This window comes from Ottowia beijingensis, from assembly GCF_013423955.1.
Lineage (GTDB): Bacteria > Pseudomonadota > Gammaproteobacteria > Burkholderiales > Burkholderiaceae_C > Ottowia > Ottowia beijingensis.
Genome location: NZ_JACCKX010000001.1, coordinates 1311419 through 1326364 on the forward strand (window position 1 = coordinate 1311419; position 14946 = coordinate 1326364).

The window sequence follows — 14946 nt, forward strand, 5'->3', positions numbered from 1 at the left end:
CGCGAGGCCGCACCCGCACTGCCGCGGACTGGTAAAAACCCTCTGACGCGCAGGGGCTCGCCTCCCACAAGATGACAGCGTTTTGCCGCATACAACAGAGGAGACAGACAGATGGCCCAACGCCCCGCTTCACCCCGCCGCCGCAACCTGCTGAAAGGCGCCGCCGTTGCCGCTGGCGCGCTGACCGCGCCCATGGTGTCTACGGCGCAGACCACGTCGCTGCGCTTTCAGAGCACCTGGCCGGCCAAGGACATCTTCCATGAATACGCTCAGGACTTCGCCAAGAAGGTGAACGACATGGCGGGCAACCGCCTGAAGATCGAGGTGCTGCCGGCCGGCGCCGTGGTGCCGGCCTTCCAGTTGCTGGAGGCGGTGAGCAAAGGCACGCTGGACGGCGGCCATGGCGTGATCGCCTACCACTACGGCAAGAACTCGGCGCTGGCGCTGTGGGGCTCGGGCCCGGCCTACGGCATGGACCCGAACATGGTGCTGGCCTGGCACCACTACGGCGGCGGCAAGGCGCTGGTGGAGGAAATCTACAAGAGCCTGAACATGGACGTGGTGACCTACCTGTACGGCCCCATGCCGACGCAGCCGCTGGGCTGGTTCAAGAAGCCGGTGGCCAAGGCCGAGGACATGAAAGGCCTGAAGTTCCGCACCGTTGGCTTGGCAGTAGACGTGTTCACCGACATGGGCGTGGCCGTCAACCCGCTGCCCGGCGGCGAGATCGTGCCGGCGCTGGACCGCGGCCTGATCGACGCTGCCGAGTTCAACAACGCCTCGTCCGACCGCGTGCTGGGCTTTGCCGACGTGGCCAAGAACTGCATGCTGCAGAGCTTCCACCAAAGCGGCGAGCAGTTCGAGATCCTGTTCAACGGGCCCAAATACCGCGCCCTGCCGCAAGAGCTGCGCAACATCATCGACTACGGCGTGCAGGCCGCCAGCGCCGACATGAGCTGGAAGGCGATCGACCGCAACTCGAAGGACTACGAGGAGCTGAAGAAGGAAGGCGTGAAGTTCTACAAGACGCCTGACGCCATCCTGCGCCAGCAACTGGCCTCGTGGGACAAGACCATCGCCAAGAAGGCGGCCGAGAACCCGTTGTTCAAGAAGGTGCTCGACTCGCAGCGCGCCTTCGCCCAGCGCGCCGGCCAGTGGCAGAACGACTACACGGTCGACTACAAGATGGCCTTCAACCACTACTTCGGCGCCAAGAAGAGCTGACATGCGATGCCGCAACCGGCAGTCGCGCCGCTTGGCTCGTGCATGGTCCGGGCGCCCACCAGGGCGCCCTTGTCTTGTGGGCGGCGGCAGCGTGCCTGACGTTCCATTCGATTCTATTTTCATAGCTACCCGCGCAATCAGGGCGGGCGCTGAGGCCGAAAACACCCTTAAACACAACACAACGGTGCGGCGCCGCTGTGCCCGTCACCGGGAGTCGAGTGAATGCAGAATTTCTTGCTCGCCGTCGATCGGCTGTCCACCTGGATCGGCAAGGCCTTTGCCTGGTCCATCGTCGGGCTGACCTTGCTCATCAGCTGGGAGGTGTTCTCGCGCTATGTGCTGAACAAGCCGCACGCCTGGATGCTGGACGCGCAGATCATGCTGTACGGCACGCTGTTCATGACCGCCGGCGCCTACACCCTGGCCGCCAGGGGCCACGTGCGCGGCGACGTGCTGTACGGCTTCTTCAGGCCGCGCACGCAGGCCGCCATCGACCTGGTGCTGTACATCGTGTTCTTCCTGCCGGGCATCATCGCCCTCACCTGGGCCGGCTGGCACTACGCGCAGGAGTCGCTGGCGATCCGCGAGCAGACCTTCAACGCCGATCCGCTGCCGGTGTACCCGTTCAAGTTCGTCATCCCGCTGTCGGGCGCGATCCTGCTGCTGCAGGGCATCGTCGAGATCATCCGCTGCGTGATCTGCCTGCAGACGGGTGAATGGCCGTCGCGCGAGAAGGACGTCGAAGAGGTCGATGTCGACAAGCTGAAGGAAATGGTGCACGTCAAGGACGAGGACATCCAGGCGCTGGACCAGTACGTCGTCGCCCAGGAGCGCCAGTCATGAAGATCCGCAAGGAACTGTGGTTCGGCTTCGTGCTGATGGCGCTGATCGTGGCCGCCGCCATCGGCATGCTGCTGAGCGTCGACAAGGTCACCAACGGCCACATCGGCCTGCTGATGCTGTCGCTGGTGGTGGTGGCGATCATGCTGGGTTTTCCCACCGCGTTCACGCTGATGGGCATGGGCATGCTGTTCACCTGGTTGGCCTACGAGCGCGACACCACGCGCACGCTCGACCTGATGGTGCAGTCGGCCTTCAAGGTGATGGGCAACGACGTGCTCATCGCCATCCCGCTGTTCGTCTTCATGGGCTACCTGGTGGAGCGGGCCAACCTGATCGAGAAGCTGTTCAGGAGCCTGCACCTGTCGATGGCGCGCGTGCCGGGCTCGCTGGCCGTGGCCACGCTGGTCACCTGCGCGGTGTTCGCCACCGCCACCGGCATCGTCGGCGCGGTGGTTACGCTGATGGGGCTGCTGGCGCTGCCGGCCATGCTGCGCGCGGGCTACAGCGTGCCGGTGTCGGCCGGCGCCATCACGGCAGGCGGCTGCCTCGGCATCCTGATTCCGCCCTCGGTGCTGCTGATCGTCTACGGCGCCACGGCCGGGGTGTCGGTGGTTCAGCTGTACGCCGGCGCCTTCTTCCCCGGCCTCATGCTGGCCGGCCTGTACGTGTTGTACGTCATCATCCTGGCCAAGCTCAAACCGGCCTGGGCGCCGCCGCTCAGCGCCGACGAGCGCACCGTGGCCCTGCCCAGGCCGCTGGTCAGCCTGGGCGCGACGCACGAAGACCGTGCGCTGCCCTTTCTGATGCGTGCCGTCAGGACTGGCGGCAATGCTGAGGCCAGTCCACGCTACCTGCGCCGGCAACTGCTGGTGCTGCTGCTGCCGGCCATCTTCTTCTTGCTGGGCGGCATCTGGGCCTACAGCCAGAGCACGGCCACGCCCACGGTGTACGAGGTGCCGGTCGAGCTGGAACGCCTGGGCGCAGGCCATTCATCGGGCGGCAGCAGCGGCCTCGCGGAACCACCCGGCAGCGGGTTGGCGGAACCACCCGGCAGCGGGCTGGCCGAACCACCCGGCAGTGACGACGTAACCGCACCCGCTTCCGGCCTGGCCGAACCACCGGGCGCCGGCGATGCCGTTGCCAATGGCGTTTCGGAGCCGCCCGGCGCCCCTGCCGCCGCCGGTGGACTGAGCGAGCCGCCGGGCGAGGCCGTACCTGAAGCGGACGCGGAACGCCGCGCCCCTCCTCCACGTTCTGGATCGTGCTGGGCATCGGTGCGCTGGCATTGCTGGCCTATTACGCGCTGCTCAACATGGCGCGGCTGGAAATCTTCAAGATGCTGCTGGCCAGCTTCTTCCCGCTGGTCGTGCTGATCCTGGCGGTGCTGGGCTCCATCGTGTTCGGCCTGGCCACGCCGACCGAGGCGGCGGCCGTGGGCGCCTTCGGCGGCTACGGGCTCGCCTGCCTCTATGCCCTGAACAAGCGGCGCCGCGAAGCCGGTGCGCTGCGCACCTTCCTGCTGTGGACCCTGCTGTGGCTGCCGGCGCTCGCCACCATCGGCTGGTTCCTGGCCGGACGCAGCGGCGTGGTCGCGGCGCCCGTGCCCATGTCGCTGGGCTGGCTGGCCGTGGCCACGGTCGCCGTCTGGTGCGTGCTGGCCTACCGGCAGGCCGGGCTGAAAGGCGAAGTCAGCGAAAGCGTGTACCTCACCGCCAAGACCTCCGCCATGGTGTGCTGGCTGTTCGTCGGCTCGGCCATCTTCTCGGCCGCCTTCGCGCTGCTGGGCGGGCAGGAACTCGTGGAGCAGTGGGTGCTGAGCATGAACCTGACCAAGACCCAGTTCCTGATCCTGACGCAGGTGATCATCTTCATCCTGGGCTGGCCGCTGGAGTGGACGGAGATCATCGTCATCTTCATGCCGATCTTCGTGCCGCTGCTCGACAACTTCGGCGTCGACCCGCTGTTCTTCGGCCTGCTGGTGGCGCTGAACCTGCAGACGGCCTTTCTCAGCCCGCCGGTGGCCATGTCGGCCTTCTACCTGAAGGGGTGGCGCCGCCGCACGTGACGCTGAACCAGATCTTCCTGGGCATGCTGCCGTTCATGGGCATCCAGATCCTGGCCATCGTGCTGCTGTACATCTTTCCGCAGATCGGCCTCTGGCTGCCGCAAATCCTGTACAAATAAGCCGCGTGGCGGCTTTCACACCAGGGCCAGCCAAGCAAGTGGCTGGCCTTTTACTGCGCAGCCCACATAATTTGACGTTTACGTAAACGTCAACCGAACGGAGACCCGTGCATGGCGAAGAAGAACAACGGCAAGCCCTCCCTGGACCGCTGGCAGGTGCCCGTCGGCGGCAAGGGCTTCGCGCTGAAGGACTGCGACCCCGGCGCCAAGCCCTACGGCAACGGCGACAAGAACGGCGACAAGGCCCGCGTGGCCGAACTGGCCCGCGAGATCGACGCGCTGCAGGACGTGTTCTACGCCGATGGCCGCTTCAAGCTGCTGGTGCTGCTGCAGGGCACCGACACCGCCGGCAAGGACGGCACCATCCGCGCCGTGTTCAAGGAGACCAGCCCGCTGGGCGTGCGCACCCACGGCTGGAAGGCGCCCAGCACGCTGGAGCGCAGCCACGACTACCTGTGGCGCATCCACCAGCAGGTGCCGGCGGCGGGCGAGTTCATGATCCACAACCGCAGCCACTATGAGGACGTGCTGGTGCCGGTGGTCAACGGCTGGATCGACAGGAAGCAGACCGCGCAGCGCTACGCCCACATCAACGACTTCGAGCGCCTGCTCTGCGAGACCGGCACCGTGGTGATGAAGTTCATGCTGCACATCAGCTTCGAGGAGCAGCGCGGGCGCCTGCAAGAGCGCATCGACGACACCGCCAAGCACTGGAAGTTCAGCCTTGGCGACCTGGAAGTGCGCAAGCAGTGGAAGGAGTACCAGCAGGCCTACGAGAACCTGCTGCGCGCCACCAGCACGGACTGGGCCCCCTGGACCGTGGTGCCCGCCGACAGCAAGACGCACCGCAACCTGATGATCGCCACCCTGGTGCGCGACAAGCTGAAAGCGCTCAAGCTGCGCTACCCACCCGACGACCCACAGCTGAAAGGGCTGGTGGTGCAATAGCCGCCAGCGCCAGCAGCTATCAAAATCGCAGGAGACAAACCATGACCGACCTGTCCGCAGAATTCAAGGCCCTGGCCGAATACCGGCCCACGCACAAGGTGCGCTTCGTCACCGCCGCATCGCTGTTCGACGGCCACGACGCCGCCATCAACATCATGCGCCGCATCCTGCAGAGCATGGGCGCCGAAGTGATCCACCTGGGCCACAACCGCAGCGTGGACGACGTGGTGACCGCCGCCCTGCAGGAAGACACGCAGGGCATCGCCATCAGCAGCTACCAGGGCGGCCACGTCGAATACTTCAAGTACATGGTCGACCTGTTGAAGCAGCGCGGCGGCGCGCATATTCAGGTGTTCGGGGGCGGCGGCGGCGTGATCGTGCCGGCCGAGATCCGCGAACTGCACGACTACGGCGTCGGCCGCATCTACAGCCCCGAGGACGGCCAGCGCATGGGGTTGCAGGGCATGATCGGCGAGATGGTGATGCGCTGCGACCAGGACATCTCCGGCTACGCACCCAAGAAGCTGGAGGCCATCCAGGGTCAGACCGAAGCCGCGTGGCGCGCGCTGGCGCAGCTCATCACCGCGCTGGAGAACGGCCAGGCCGATGCCAAGCTGGTAAAGGCCGTGCAGGCCGACGCAGCCAGGAAGAAGATTCCCGTGCTCGGCATCACCGGCACCGGCGGCGCCGGCAAGTCGAGCCTGACGGACGAGCTGATCCGCCGCCTGCGGCTCGACCAGGACGACGCCCTGCGCGTGGCCGTCATCAGCATCGACCCCAGCCGCCGCAAGTCCGGCGGTGCGCTGCTGGGCGACCGCATCCGCATGAACGCCATCGGGCCGTGGGCGGGGCAGCAGCGCATCTTCATGCGCAGCCTGGCCACGCGCGACACCGGCAGCGAGATCAGCGCCGCGCTGCCCGACGTCATCGCCGCCTGCAAGGCGGCCGGGTTCGACCTGGTGATCGTCGAGACCTCCGGCATCGGCCAGGGCGACGCCGCCATCGTGCCCTTCGTCGACGTGCCGATGTACGTGATGACGCCCGAGTACGGCGCCGCCAGCCAGCTCGAGAAGATCGACATGCTGGACTTCGCCGAGTTCGTGGCCATCAACAAGTTCGACCGCAAGGGTGCGGCCGATGCGCTGCGCGACGTGGCCAAGCAGGTGCAGCGCAACCGCGAAGCCTTTGGCAAGAAGCCGGACGAGATGCCGGTGTTCGGCACCCAGGCCGCGCGCTTCAACGACGACGGCGTGACGGCGCTGTACCAGGCGTTGAAAGTCCGCCTCGGTGAACTCGGCCTGCCGCTGAAGGAGGGCCGCCTGCCCGCCGTGAACGTGCGCCACAGCACCAACCAGACCCCCATCGTGCCGCCAGCACGCACGCGTTATCTCGCCGAGATCAGCGACACCGTGCGCGGCTACAAGACCCGTGTGCGTCAGCAGGCGCGCCTGGTGCGCGAAGTGCAGCAGTTGCGCGAGACCGCGCGCATGCTGGAGCAGGACGACCCGAAGAAATCCGGCGAGCATGGCGCCCGCGCCACGGTGCTGAAGCTGGCCGACCAGCGCGCCGAGAAGGTGGACCGCGACGCCGCCAAGCTGATCGAGCAATGGCCCGACATGCAGAAGGCCTACGCTGGCGACGAGTACGTGGTGAAGATCCGCGACAAGGAAATCCGCACAGCGCTCACCACCAGAAGCCTGAGCGGCACCACCATCCGCAAGGTCGTGCTGCCCCAGTTCGAGGACCACGGCGAGATCGTCAAGTGGCTGATGCTGGACAACGTGCCCGGCAGCTACCCCTACACCGCCGGCACCTTCGCCTTCAAGCGCGAGGGGAGGACCCGACCCGCATGTTCGCCGGCGAGGGCGATGCCTTCCGCACCAACCGCCGCTTCAAGCTGCTCTCCGAAGGCATGCCGGCCAAGCGCCTGTCCACCGCCTTCGACTCGGTCACGCTGTACGGCAACGACCCCGACTTGCGGCCCGACATCTACGGCAAGGTGGGCAACTCAGGGGTGAGCATCGCCACGCTGGACGACCTGAAGGTGCTGTATTCAGGGTTCGACCTGTGCCACCCCGCCACCAGCGTGAGCATGACGATCAACGGCCCGGCCCCGTCGATCCTGGCCATGTTCATGAACGCGGCCATCGACCAGCAGCTGGAGAAATTCAAGACCGACAACGGCCGTGAAGCGACGGATACCGAGGCCGAGAAGATCAAAGAGTGGACGCTGGCCAACGTGCGCGGCACGGTGCAGGCCGACATCCTGAAGGAAGACCAGGGCCAGAACACCTGCATCTTCTCGACCGAGTTCAGCCTGAAGGTGATGGGCGACATCGCCGAATACTTCGTGCACCACAACGTGCGCAACTTCTACTCGGTGTCGATCAGCGGCTACCACATCGCCGAGGCCGGCGCCAACCCGATCAGCCAGCTGGCCTTCACGCTCAGCAACGGCTTCACGCTGGTCGAGGCGTACCTGGCGCGCGGCATGCACATCGACGACTTCGCGCCCAACCTGAGCTTCTTCTTCTCGAACGGCATGGACCCGGAATACACCGTGATGGGCCGTGTGGCGCGCCGCATCTGGGCCGTGGCGATGAAGGAGAAGTACGGTGCCAACGAACGCAGCCAGAAGCTGAAGTACCACATCCAGACAAGCGGCCGCAGCCTGCACGCTCAGGAAATCCAGTTCAACGACATCCGCACCACGCTGCAGGCGCTGATCGCCATCTACGATAACTGCAACAGCCTGCACACCAACGCCTTCGACGAGGCCATCACCACGCCGACCGAGGACAGCGTGCGCCGCGCGATGGCGATCCAGCTCATCATCAACCGCGAGTGGGGCCTGGCCAAGAACGAGAACCCCAACCAGGGCGCCTTCATCATCGAGGAGCTTACCGAACTGGTGGAAGAGGCCGTGCTGGCCGAGTTCGAGAAGATCGCCGACCGCGGCGGCGTACTGGGCGCCATGGAAACCGGCTACCAGCGCAGCAAAATCCAGGAAGAGAGCATGCACTACGAAATGCTCAAGCACACCGGCGAGTACCCCATCATCGGCGTCAACACCTTCCGCAACCCGCATGGCGACGAGGTGCTGGAAAGCCTGGAGCTGGCGCGCTCGACCGAGGACGAGAAGCAGAGCCAGCTCAAGCGCCTGGAAGAGTTCCACCAGCGCCACGCGGCCGAATCACCCAAGCAACTCGCCCGCCTGCAACAGGCCGTGATCGACAACCAGAACGTATTCGCCGTGTTGATGGATGCCGTGCGCGTGTGCTCGCTGGGACAGATCACCAACGCGCTGTTCGAGGTGGGCGGCCAGTACCGCCGGAGCATGTAGTCAGAAACACTCCTGGGCCGAGCGCAGCGACGGCCCGAGTGGATTCCACCTCCCCTCTGGCCGTGCCGAGAAGCGCAGGGCGTGGGGCGGGCGCGGCAGCGCAGCATGCCGCGCTTCGTGCTCTGACTCGCTGCGGCTGTCTGAGCGAAGAGAACGCATTGAACGAAGCGAGTTCCGCAGCGCCGCCCCGCGCCCGAGCATCGCAGGTTGCCCCGAAGCGAAGCGCAGGGGACACGGCCAGTGGGGTCGCCTTTTTCTTTGGTTACTTTCTTTTGGCGAGACAAAAGAAAGTGACTGCGCCGCCGGGCGCACATCCCGGCCGACAGCGCCTCCACCACCTCAAAAGCAGCTATCCGGCAACAGCGCCGACCCGCGCGTTTTCAAGGTCAAACTGCATCGCCGCCAACCGCGCATACAACCCACCCCGCGCCACCAGCTCGCCATGCGTGCCCACATCCACCACGCGCCCATGGTCCATCACCACGATGCGATCGGCCCGCAGCACCGTCGCCAGCCGGTGCGCGATCACCAGCGTCGTGCGGCCCTGCATGGCCGACTCCAGCGCCGCCTGCACCATGCGCTCGCTCTCCGCATCCAGCGCGCTCGTGGCTTCGTCCAGCAACAGGATCGGCGGGTTTTTCAGCAGCGCGCGGGCAATGCTGATGCGCTGCCGCTGCCCGCCCGACAGCCGTACCCCGCGCTCGCCCAGGTGGGTCGCATAGCCCTCGGGCAACGCGCTGATGAAGTCGTGCGCGAACGCGGCGTGCGCGGCGGCCTGCACCTCGGTCTCTCTCGCATCGGGCCGGCCGTAGCGGATGTTGTCCAGCGCGCTGGCCGAAAAGATGGTGCTGTCCTGCGGTACCAGGCCGATGCGCCCGCGCAGGGCATCGAGTGACAGCTCGGTCACCGGCACACCGTCCACCAAGATGCGGCCCGCCTGCACGTCGTAGAAGCGCAGCAGCAGCTGCAGCACCGTGCTCTTGCCCGCGCCGCTCGGCCCCACCAGCGCCACCGTTTCGCCCGGCCGCACGTCGAGCGAAAAATCCTGCAATGCCGGCTGCGTCGGCCGCGACGGGTAGTGAAAACCCACGCCCTCGAACCGCACCGATGACCCACCCCGCACCGCCGGCAGCGCACGCGGCCGCACCGGCTCGGCCACCGGCGAGCGCGCGTGCAACAACTCCATCAGCCGCTCGGTCGCGCCGGCGGCGCAGCAGCTCGCCATAAACCTCCGACAGCACCGCCACCGAGCCGGCCAGCACGATCACGTACACCACCGTCTGCCCCAGGTGGCCGGGTGTGATGTCGCCGCGCAGCACCGCCTGCGTGCCCTGGTACAGGCCCCACAGCAGCGCGCCGAAGGTGGCGATGATGATGAAGGCCACCAGCACCGACCGCACCTGCGTGCGGCGGCGCGCGGTCTCGAACGCGCGCTCGGTGGCGCCGTCGAAACGCGCCGCCTCGCGCTGCTGCTGCGCGTAGCTCTGCACCACCGGGATGGCGTTCAGCACCTCGGCGGCGATGGCGCTGGAGTCGGCCACGCGGTCCTGGCTGGCGCGGCTCAGGCGGCGCACGCGCCGACCGATGACCAGCGTGGGCAGCACCACCAGCGCCAGGATGCCCAGCACCGGCAGCATCACGCGCGGGTTGGTGGCCACCAGCATGCCCAGCGCGCCGATGCCCATCACCGTGTTGCGCAGCCCCAGGCTGAACGATGAGCCCACCACCGTCTGCACCAGCGTGGTGTCGGTGGTCAGGCGGCTCAGCACCTCGCCGGTCTGCGTGGTCTCGAAGAATTCCGGGCTTTGCCGCACCACGTGCGCGTACACCGCGTTGCGCAGATCGGCCGTGATGCGCTCGCCCAGCCAGCTGACCATGTAGAAGCGCGCCGCCGACAGCACGCCCATGGCCACGCCCACGCCGAACAGCGCGAGGAAGTGCCCGCGCAGCGCCAGCACGCGCTCGCCCGTGTTGCCGCCCACCAGGCCGCCGTCGATCAGCGACTTCAACGCCACCGGCAGCGCCAGCGTGGTGGCTGCCGCCCCCAGCAGAAACAGCAGCGCCAGCGCGATGCGGCCGCGGTACGGCCGCAGAAACGGCAGCAGCCCGCGCAGCGCGCGCGGGGACCGGGCGGCCGAACGCACCAAATCAGGCTTCATGGTTCATGGCATCCGTCATGTCGTCCGTCATGTCGTCCAGTGGCCGCGGCGCAGGCCATGCGCGAACGCCGTCGCCGGACCTGCGCCGGCGAGTGGCGTTGTCCCCACTGGGGAAGGCGCCGCAGGCGACTGAAGGAGTCATTCTTCCGGCCGCAGCCACAGCCAGATCGCCACCGCCAGCATCACCGCCGGCACGCCGATGCGCAGCCACAGCGGGATGGCGGCAAAGAACTGCATGCCGATGGCGCTGCCGCCCATCATCAGCGTGCTGTACCACTTGGCGCTGCGCGGCACGGCGCCGCGTTCGCGCCATCGCACGATCGGCGGGCCGAACAGGCGGTGGTTCAGCAGCCAGATCTCGAACGCCGGCCAGCCCTTGCTGGCGGCCCAGGCCGAGACGATAAGAAACGGCACCGTGGGCACCACCGGCAGCGCCAGCCCGACCAGGCCCAGGCCCAGCGCCACCACGGTGATGGCGCGCCACAGCAGCGTCATCAGGCGGCGGCGCAGCAGCACGCGCTGTTCGGTGGTCAGGGGCGGATCGCGGTCGATGGACATCAAATGAGGCTTCAGCGCCCGCACGACGGGCGCTTGCAGCTATCAATAAAGTAGTAACCTCGGCCCGCAGATCATAGCCGCCGCCGCGCTGCCGCCGCGTAGGACGGCGCTGCGAGCGGAGCGCGGCGCGGGCGCCTTGCCGGATGGCGACAATCGGCGCGATGACCGCTTCCACCCTGCCCCCTTCCGGCTGGCGCCAGCAGGCGCTGCTGCACTGGCGCATGACGCGGCCGGCTTTCCTGCTCGTCACCGTGTCCGCCGCGCTGGTGGGCATCGCGTCGGCCGCCTCGTGCGGCTGCGGCTTCGATCTGCCGGCCGCGCTGGCCACCGTGCTGCTGGCGTGCGTGGCGCACGCCGGCGCCAACGTGCTGAACGATTACCACGACGCCCGCAACGGCGCCGACGCCGCCAACACCGAAGGCCTGTACCCGTTCACCGGCGGCTCGCGCCTGATCCAGCAAGGCCAGGTGAGCGAGGCCGACACACGGCGCTGGGCCGCCATGCTGCTGCTGTTGCTGATTCCGGCCGGCCTGCTGCTGGCGGCGCGCAACGGCGGCGGCGGGCTGCTGCTGGTGGGCGCGGCGGGGCTGCTGATCGCCTGGACCTATTCGGCGCCGCCGCTCAGCTGATGTCGCGCGGGCTGGGCGAGCTGGCGATCGCCGCCGCGTGGTGGCTGGTGGTGATCGGCGCGGACTACGTGCAGCGCGGCCAGTTCTTCCTGATCCCCGCGTCGCTGGGCTTCAGCGTGGCCACGCTGGTGGCCTGCGTGCTGCTGATCAACGGCGTGCCCGACGCGGCCGCCGATGCGCGCGTGGGCAAGCGCACGCTGGCCGTGCGCCTGGGCGCGCGCGGGGCGGCGGCGCTGTACCTGTGGCTGGTGCTGCTGGCGCACGGCTGGCTGGCGCTCAGCGTGTGGCTGCTGATTCCGCCGCTGACTGCCCTGTGGGGCTGCTGTCGCTGCCGCTGTCGCTGGCGGCGGCGGTGCTGTTCTGGCGCCACGCGCGCCAGCCGCAGCGCCTGCGGCCCGCCATTGCGCTGACGATTGCGGCGGCCAATGTGCATGCGCTGGCCATCGCGGTGGCCCTGGCGCTGGCGGCTGCGGCGCGCTGACCGCCTCTCCTTTTTGTGGGAGCGGGCTTGCCCGCTCCTACAAACTCATCAAAAACAATAGCTGCTTGCGCCCGCCATATAACGATTTCATATGCTTTTCTCTTGAAACCATTGATGGACGAGCGCAACCCACTATCAAAATCATACCCACCAGCGTGCCCCGCCCGTGACCACCGCTGTCACGCCGCTCACGCACAATAGGTCATGATCTCGCTGCCGCCCTTCGTCCCGCCCACGCCCTTCACCGATCCCGCCGCCGCGCTGGCGCAGGCGCAGCGCATCTACGACGCCGCGCTCGCCCACCTGCGCGGCGCCCTGCAGGCCTACGTGGCGCAGGCCGACGGCCCCGGCGAGCGGCCCACCCGCGTGCGCGCCTGCTACCCCTTCGTGCGCCTGGCCACCACGCACAGCCGCCACCCCGACACGCGCCTGGCCTACGGCTTCGTCTCGCACGCCGGCCATTACGAGACCACGCTGACGCGGCCCGACCTGTTCGCCGATTACTACCTCGAGCAGTTCCGGCTGCTGCTGGTAACCACGGCGTCACGCTGGAGATCGGCACCAGCAACGAACCCATCCCGCTGCCCTTCAGCCTGGGCGACGACGACCACTTCGAAGGCAGCATGACCGCGCTACAGCGCCAGCGCCTGGCCGACGTGTTCGACCTGCCCGACCTGACCGCCATGGACGACAGCATCGCCAACGGCACGCACCGCGTGCTGTCCGGCGATGCGTACCCGCTGGCGCTCTTCACCGCGCCGCGGGTGGACTATTCGCTGCACCGCCTGCGCCACTACACCGGCACCTCGCCCGAGCACTTCCAGAACTTCATCCTGTTCACCAACTACCAGTTCTACATCGACGAGTTCATCGCGCTCGGCCAGCTGGAGATGCAGAACTCAGGCAGCCCCTACAGCGCCTTCGTGCAGCCGGGCAACGTGATCACGCGGCGCGCCGGCTCCGACGCGCGCGACGAGGGCGGCACCCCACCGCCGCGCCTGCCGCAGATGCCGGCCTACCACCTCAAGCGCGACGACCGCAGCGGCATCAGCTTCGTCAACATCGGCGTCGGCCCGGCCAACGCCAAGACCATCACCGACCACATCGCCGTGCTGCGCCCGCATGCGTGGATCATGGTCGGCCACTGCGCCGGCCTGCGCGGCAGCCAGCAACTGGGCGACTACGTGCTGGCCCACGGCTACGTGCGCGAGGACCACGTGCTCGACGAAGACCTGCCGCTGTGGATCCCCGTGCCCGCGCTGGCCGAGGTGCAGATCGCCCTGCAGCAGGCCGTGGCCGACGTCACCGGCCTGCCCGGCGACGAACTGAAGCGCGTGCTGCGCACCGGCACCGTGGCGACGACGGACAACCGCAACTGGGAACTGCTGGGCGCTGGCGCGCCGCAGCGCCGCTTCTCGCAATCGCGCGCGGTGGCGCTCGACATGGAAAGCGCGACCATCGCCGCCAACGGCTTCCGCTTCCGCGTGCCCTACGGCACCCTGCTGTGCGTCAGCGACAAGCCGCTGCACGGCGAAATCAAGCTGCCCGGCATGGCCAACCACTTCTACCGCGAGCGCGTCAACCAGCACCTGAAGATCGGCATCCGCGCCATCGAGCGCCTGCGCGAAAACGGGCTCGATCGGCTGCACAGCCGCAAGCTGCGGAGCTTTGCGGAGGTGGCGTTTCAGTGACGCTTCTGATTCGATAGCTGCTGGCGCAGACTGGGTATCGCCTGCAGGCCAATTTCTTGATGATCATCAAAACTCACAGCAGCTCGATGACGGGATTTACCACGGCTTTACACGCGCTTAGCGCGCCGACCACCGGGCCCGCCGATACTCCTCGCCATGAAAGGCCCGCCACCCCCGACCACCGCGCCGCGCCGACGGCCGCGCGCCCTGCCTACGCTGCTACTGGGCCTGAGCGTGGCGCTGGCCGGCTGCGCCAGCCGCCTGCCCGCCACCAACGCCGCCGCCGAGGTGGCCGTGCCCACCCGCTGGAGCGAAGGCGGGGCCGACCAGGCGCAGTCGCCCACGTCGCTGGTCAGCTGGTGGCAGCGCTTTGGCGATGCGCAGCTCAGCGCGCTGATCGAAGACGGCCTGCGCCACAGCCCCACCGTGCACGCGGCCGTCGCCGCGCTGCGCCAGTCGCGCGCGCTGGCCGATGTGGCCCGCGCCGGCTACAGCCCGAACGTCACCGGCTCCAGCTCGGCGCAGCGCAGCCGCACCGCATCGGCTGGCACCACCAACACCTTCGCCGTCGGCCTGAACGCCAGCTGGGAGCCCGACCTGTTCGGCGCGACCCGCGCCGGCGTGAGCGCCGCCGAAGCCGACGCACGCGCCGCGCAGATGAGCTGGGCAACGTGCAAATCTCGCTGGCGGCCGAAATCGCGCTGGCCTACATCGACCTGCGCGACCAGCAGGCGCGCCTGACGATTGCCGAGCGCAACCTTGCCAGCCAGGACGACACGCTGCAAATCACCCGCTGGCGCCAGCAGGCCGGCCTGGTGTCGGCGCTGGACGTGGAGCAGGCGGCCACCTCGGCCGAGCAGACGCGCGCCCAGGTGCCGGTGCGGCA

Annotated in this window: 6 protein-coding genes and 5 pseudogenes; 9 read left to right on the forward strand and 2 right to left on the reverse strand. The window is 67.9% G+C overall.

The features are described from left to right. The first annotated feature begins 111 nt into the window (after positions 1 to 111). The 5 genes and pseudogenes from H0I39_RS06635 to icmF all read left to right on the forward strand — a co-directional run bounded on the left by H0I39_RS06635 (position 112) and on the right by icmF (position 8542). Positions 112 to 1224 (forward strand): TRAP transporter substrate-binding protein, encoded by a 1113-nt coding sequence (locus H0I39_RS06635; RefSeq protein ID WP_180549990.1) that lies wholly within the window; start codon positions 112 to 114, stop codon positions 1222 to 1224. Positions 1225 to 1446: 222 nt separating this feature from the next. Next, positions 1447 to 2067, forward strand: a complete 621-nt coding sequence (locus H0I39_RS06640) for a TRAP transporter small permease subunit (RefSeq protein WP_180549991.1) — start codon at positions 1447 to 1449, stop codon at positions 2065 to 2067. Further along, a pseudogene (locus tag H0I39_RS06645) lies at positions 2064 to 4251 on the forward strand (TRAP transporter large permease subunit); the annotation flags it as partial. The gene H0I39_RS06640 and the pseudogene H0I39_RS06645, both read left to right, overlap by 4 nt. Positions 4252 to 4362: 111 nt before the next feature. Continuing rightward, a complete protein-coding gene (locus H0I39_RS06655) occupies positions 4363 to 5199 on the forward strand; it encodes a PPK2 family polyphosphate kinase (protein WP_180549992.1) in 837 nt (278 codons plus the stop codon). 41 nt (positions 5200 to 5240) lie between these two features. Then, positions 5241 to 8542: pseudogene (gene icmF / locus H0I39_RS06660) on the forward strand (fused isobutyryl-CoA mutase/GTPase IcmF). A 349-nt stretch (positions 8543 to 8891) separates the two neighbouring features. On the opposite strand, the pseudogene H0I39_RS06665 reads toward icmF, so the two are convergent. Further along, positions 8892 to 10701 (reverse strand): annotated as a pseudogene (locus tag H0I39_RS06665) (ABC transporter transmembrane domain-containing protein). Positions 10702 to 10839: 138 nt separating this feature from the next. After that, positions 10840 to 11259: a YbaN family protein gene (locus H0I39_RS06670; protein ID WP_257645659.1), complete on the reverse strand. Its 420-nt coding sequence runs from the start codon at positions 11257 to 11259 to the stop codon at positions 10840 to 10842. A gap of 161 nt (positions 11260 to 11420) precedes the next feature. Here H0I39_RS06670 and H0I39_RS21785 point away from each other — a divergent pair, with 161 nt between their 5' ends. The 4 genes and pseudogenes from H0I39_RS21785 to H0I39_RS21795 form a co-directional block, all read left to right on the forward strand. Further along, positions 11421 to 11888 carry a prenyltransferase gene (locus tag H0I39_RS21785; RefSeq protein ID WP_257645660.1) on the forward strand — a complete coding sequence of 156 codons (468 nt, stop codon included), beginning with the start codon at positions 11421 to 11423 and terminating at the stop codon, positions 11886 to 11888. Next, positions 11888 to 12298, forward strand: a complete 411-nt coding sequence (locus H0I39_RS21790) for a prenyltransferase (protein ID WP_257645661.1) — start codon at positions 11888 to 11890, stop codon at positions 12296 to 12298. Before H0I39_RS21785 ends, H0I39_RS21790 begins: the two co-directional genes overlap by 1 nt. Positions 12299 to 12573: 275 nt before the next feature. Continuing rightward, positions 12574 to 14060 (forward strand): annotated as a pseudogene (locus H0I39_RS06680) (AMP nucleosidase). A gap of 156 nt (positions 14061 to 14216) precedes the next feature. Further along, a pseudogene (locus tag H0I39_RS21795) lies at positions 14217 to 14935 on the forward strand (TolC family protein); the annotation flags it as partial. Positions 14936 to 14946: the final 11 nt, after the last annotated feature.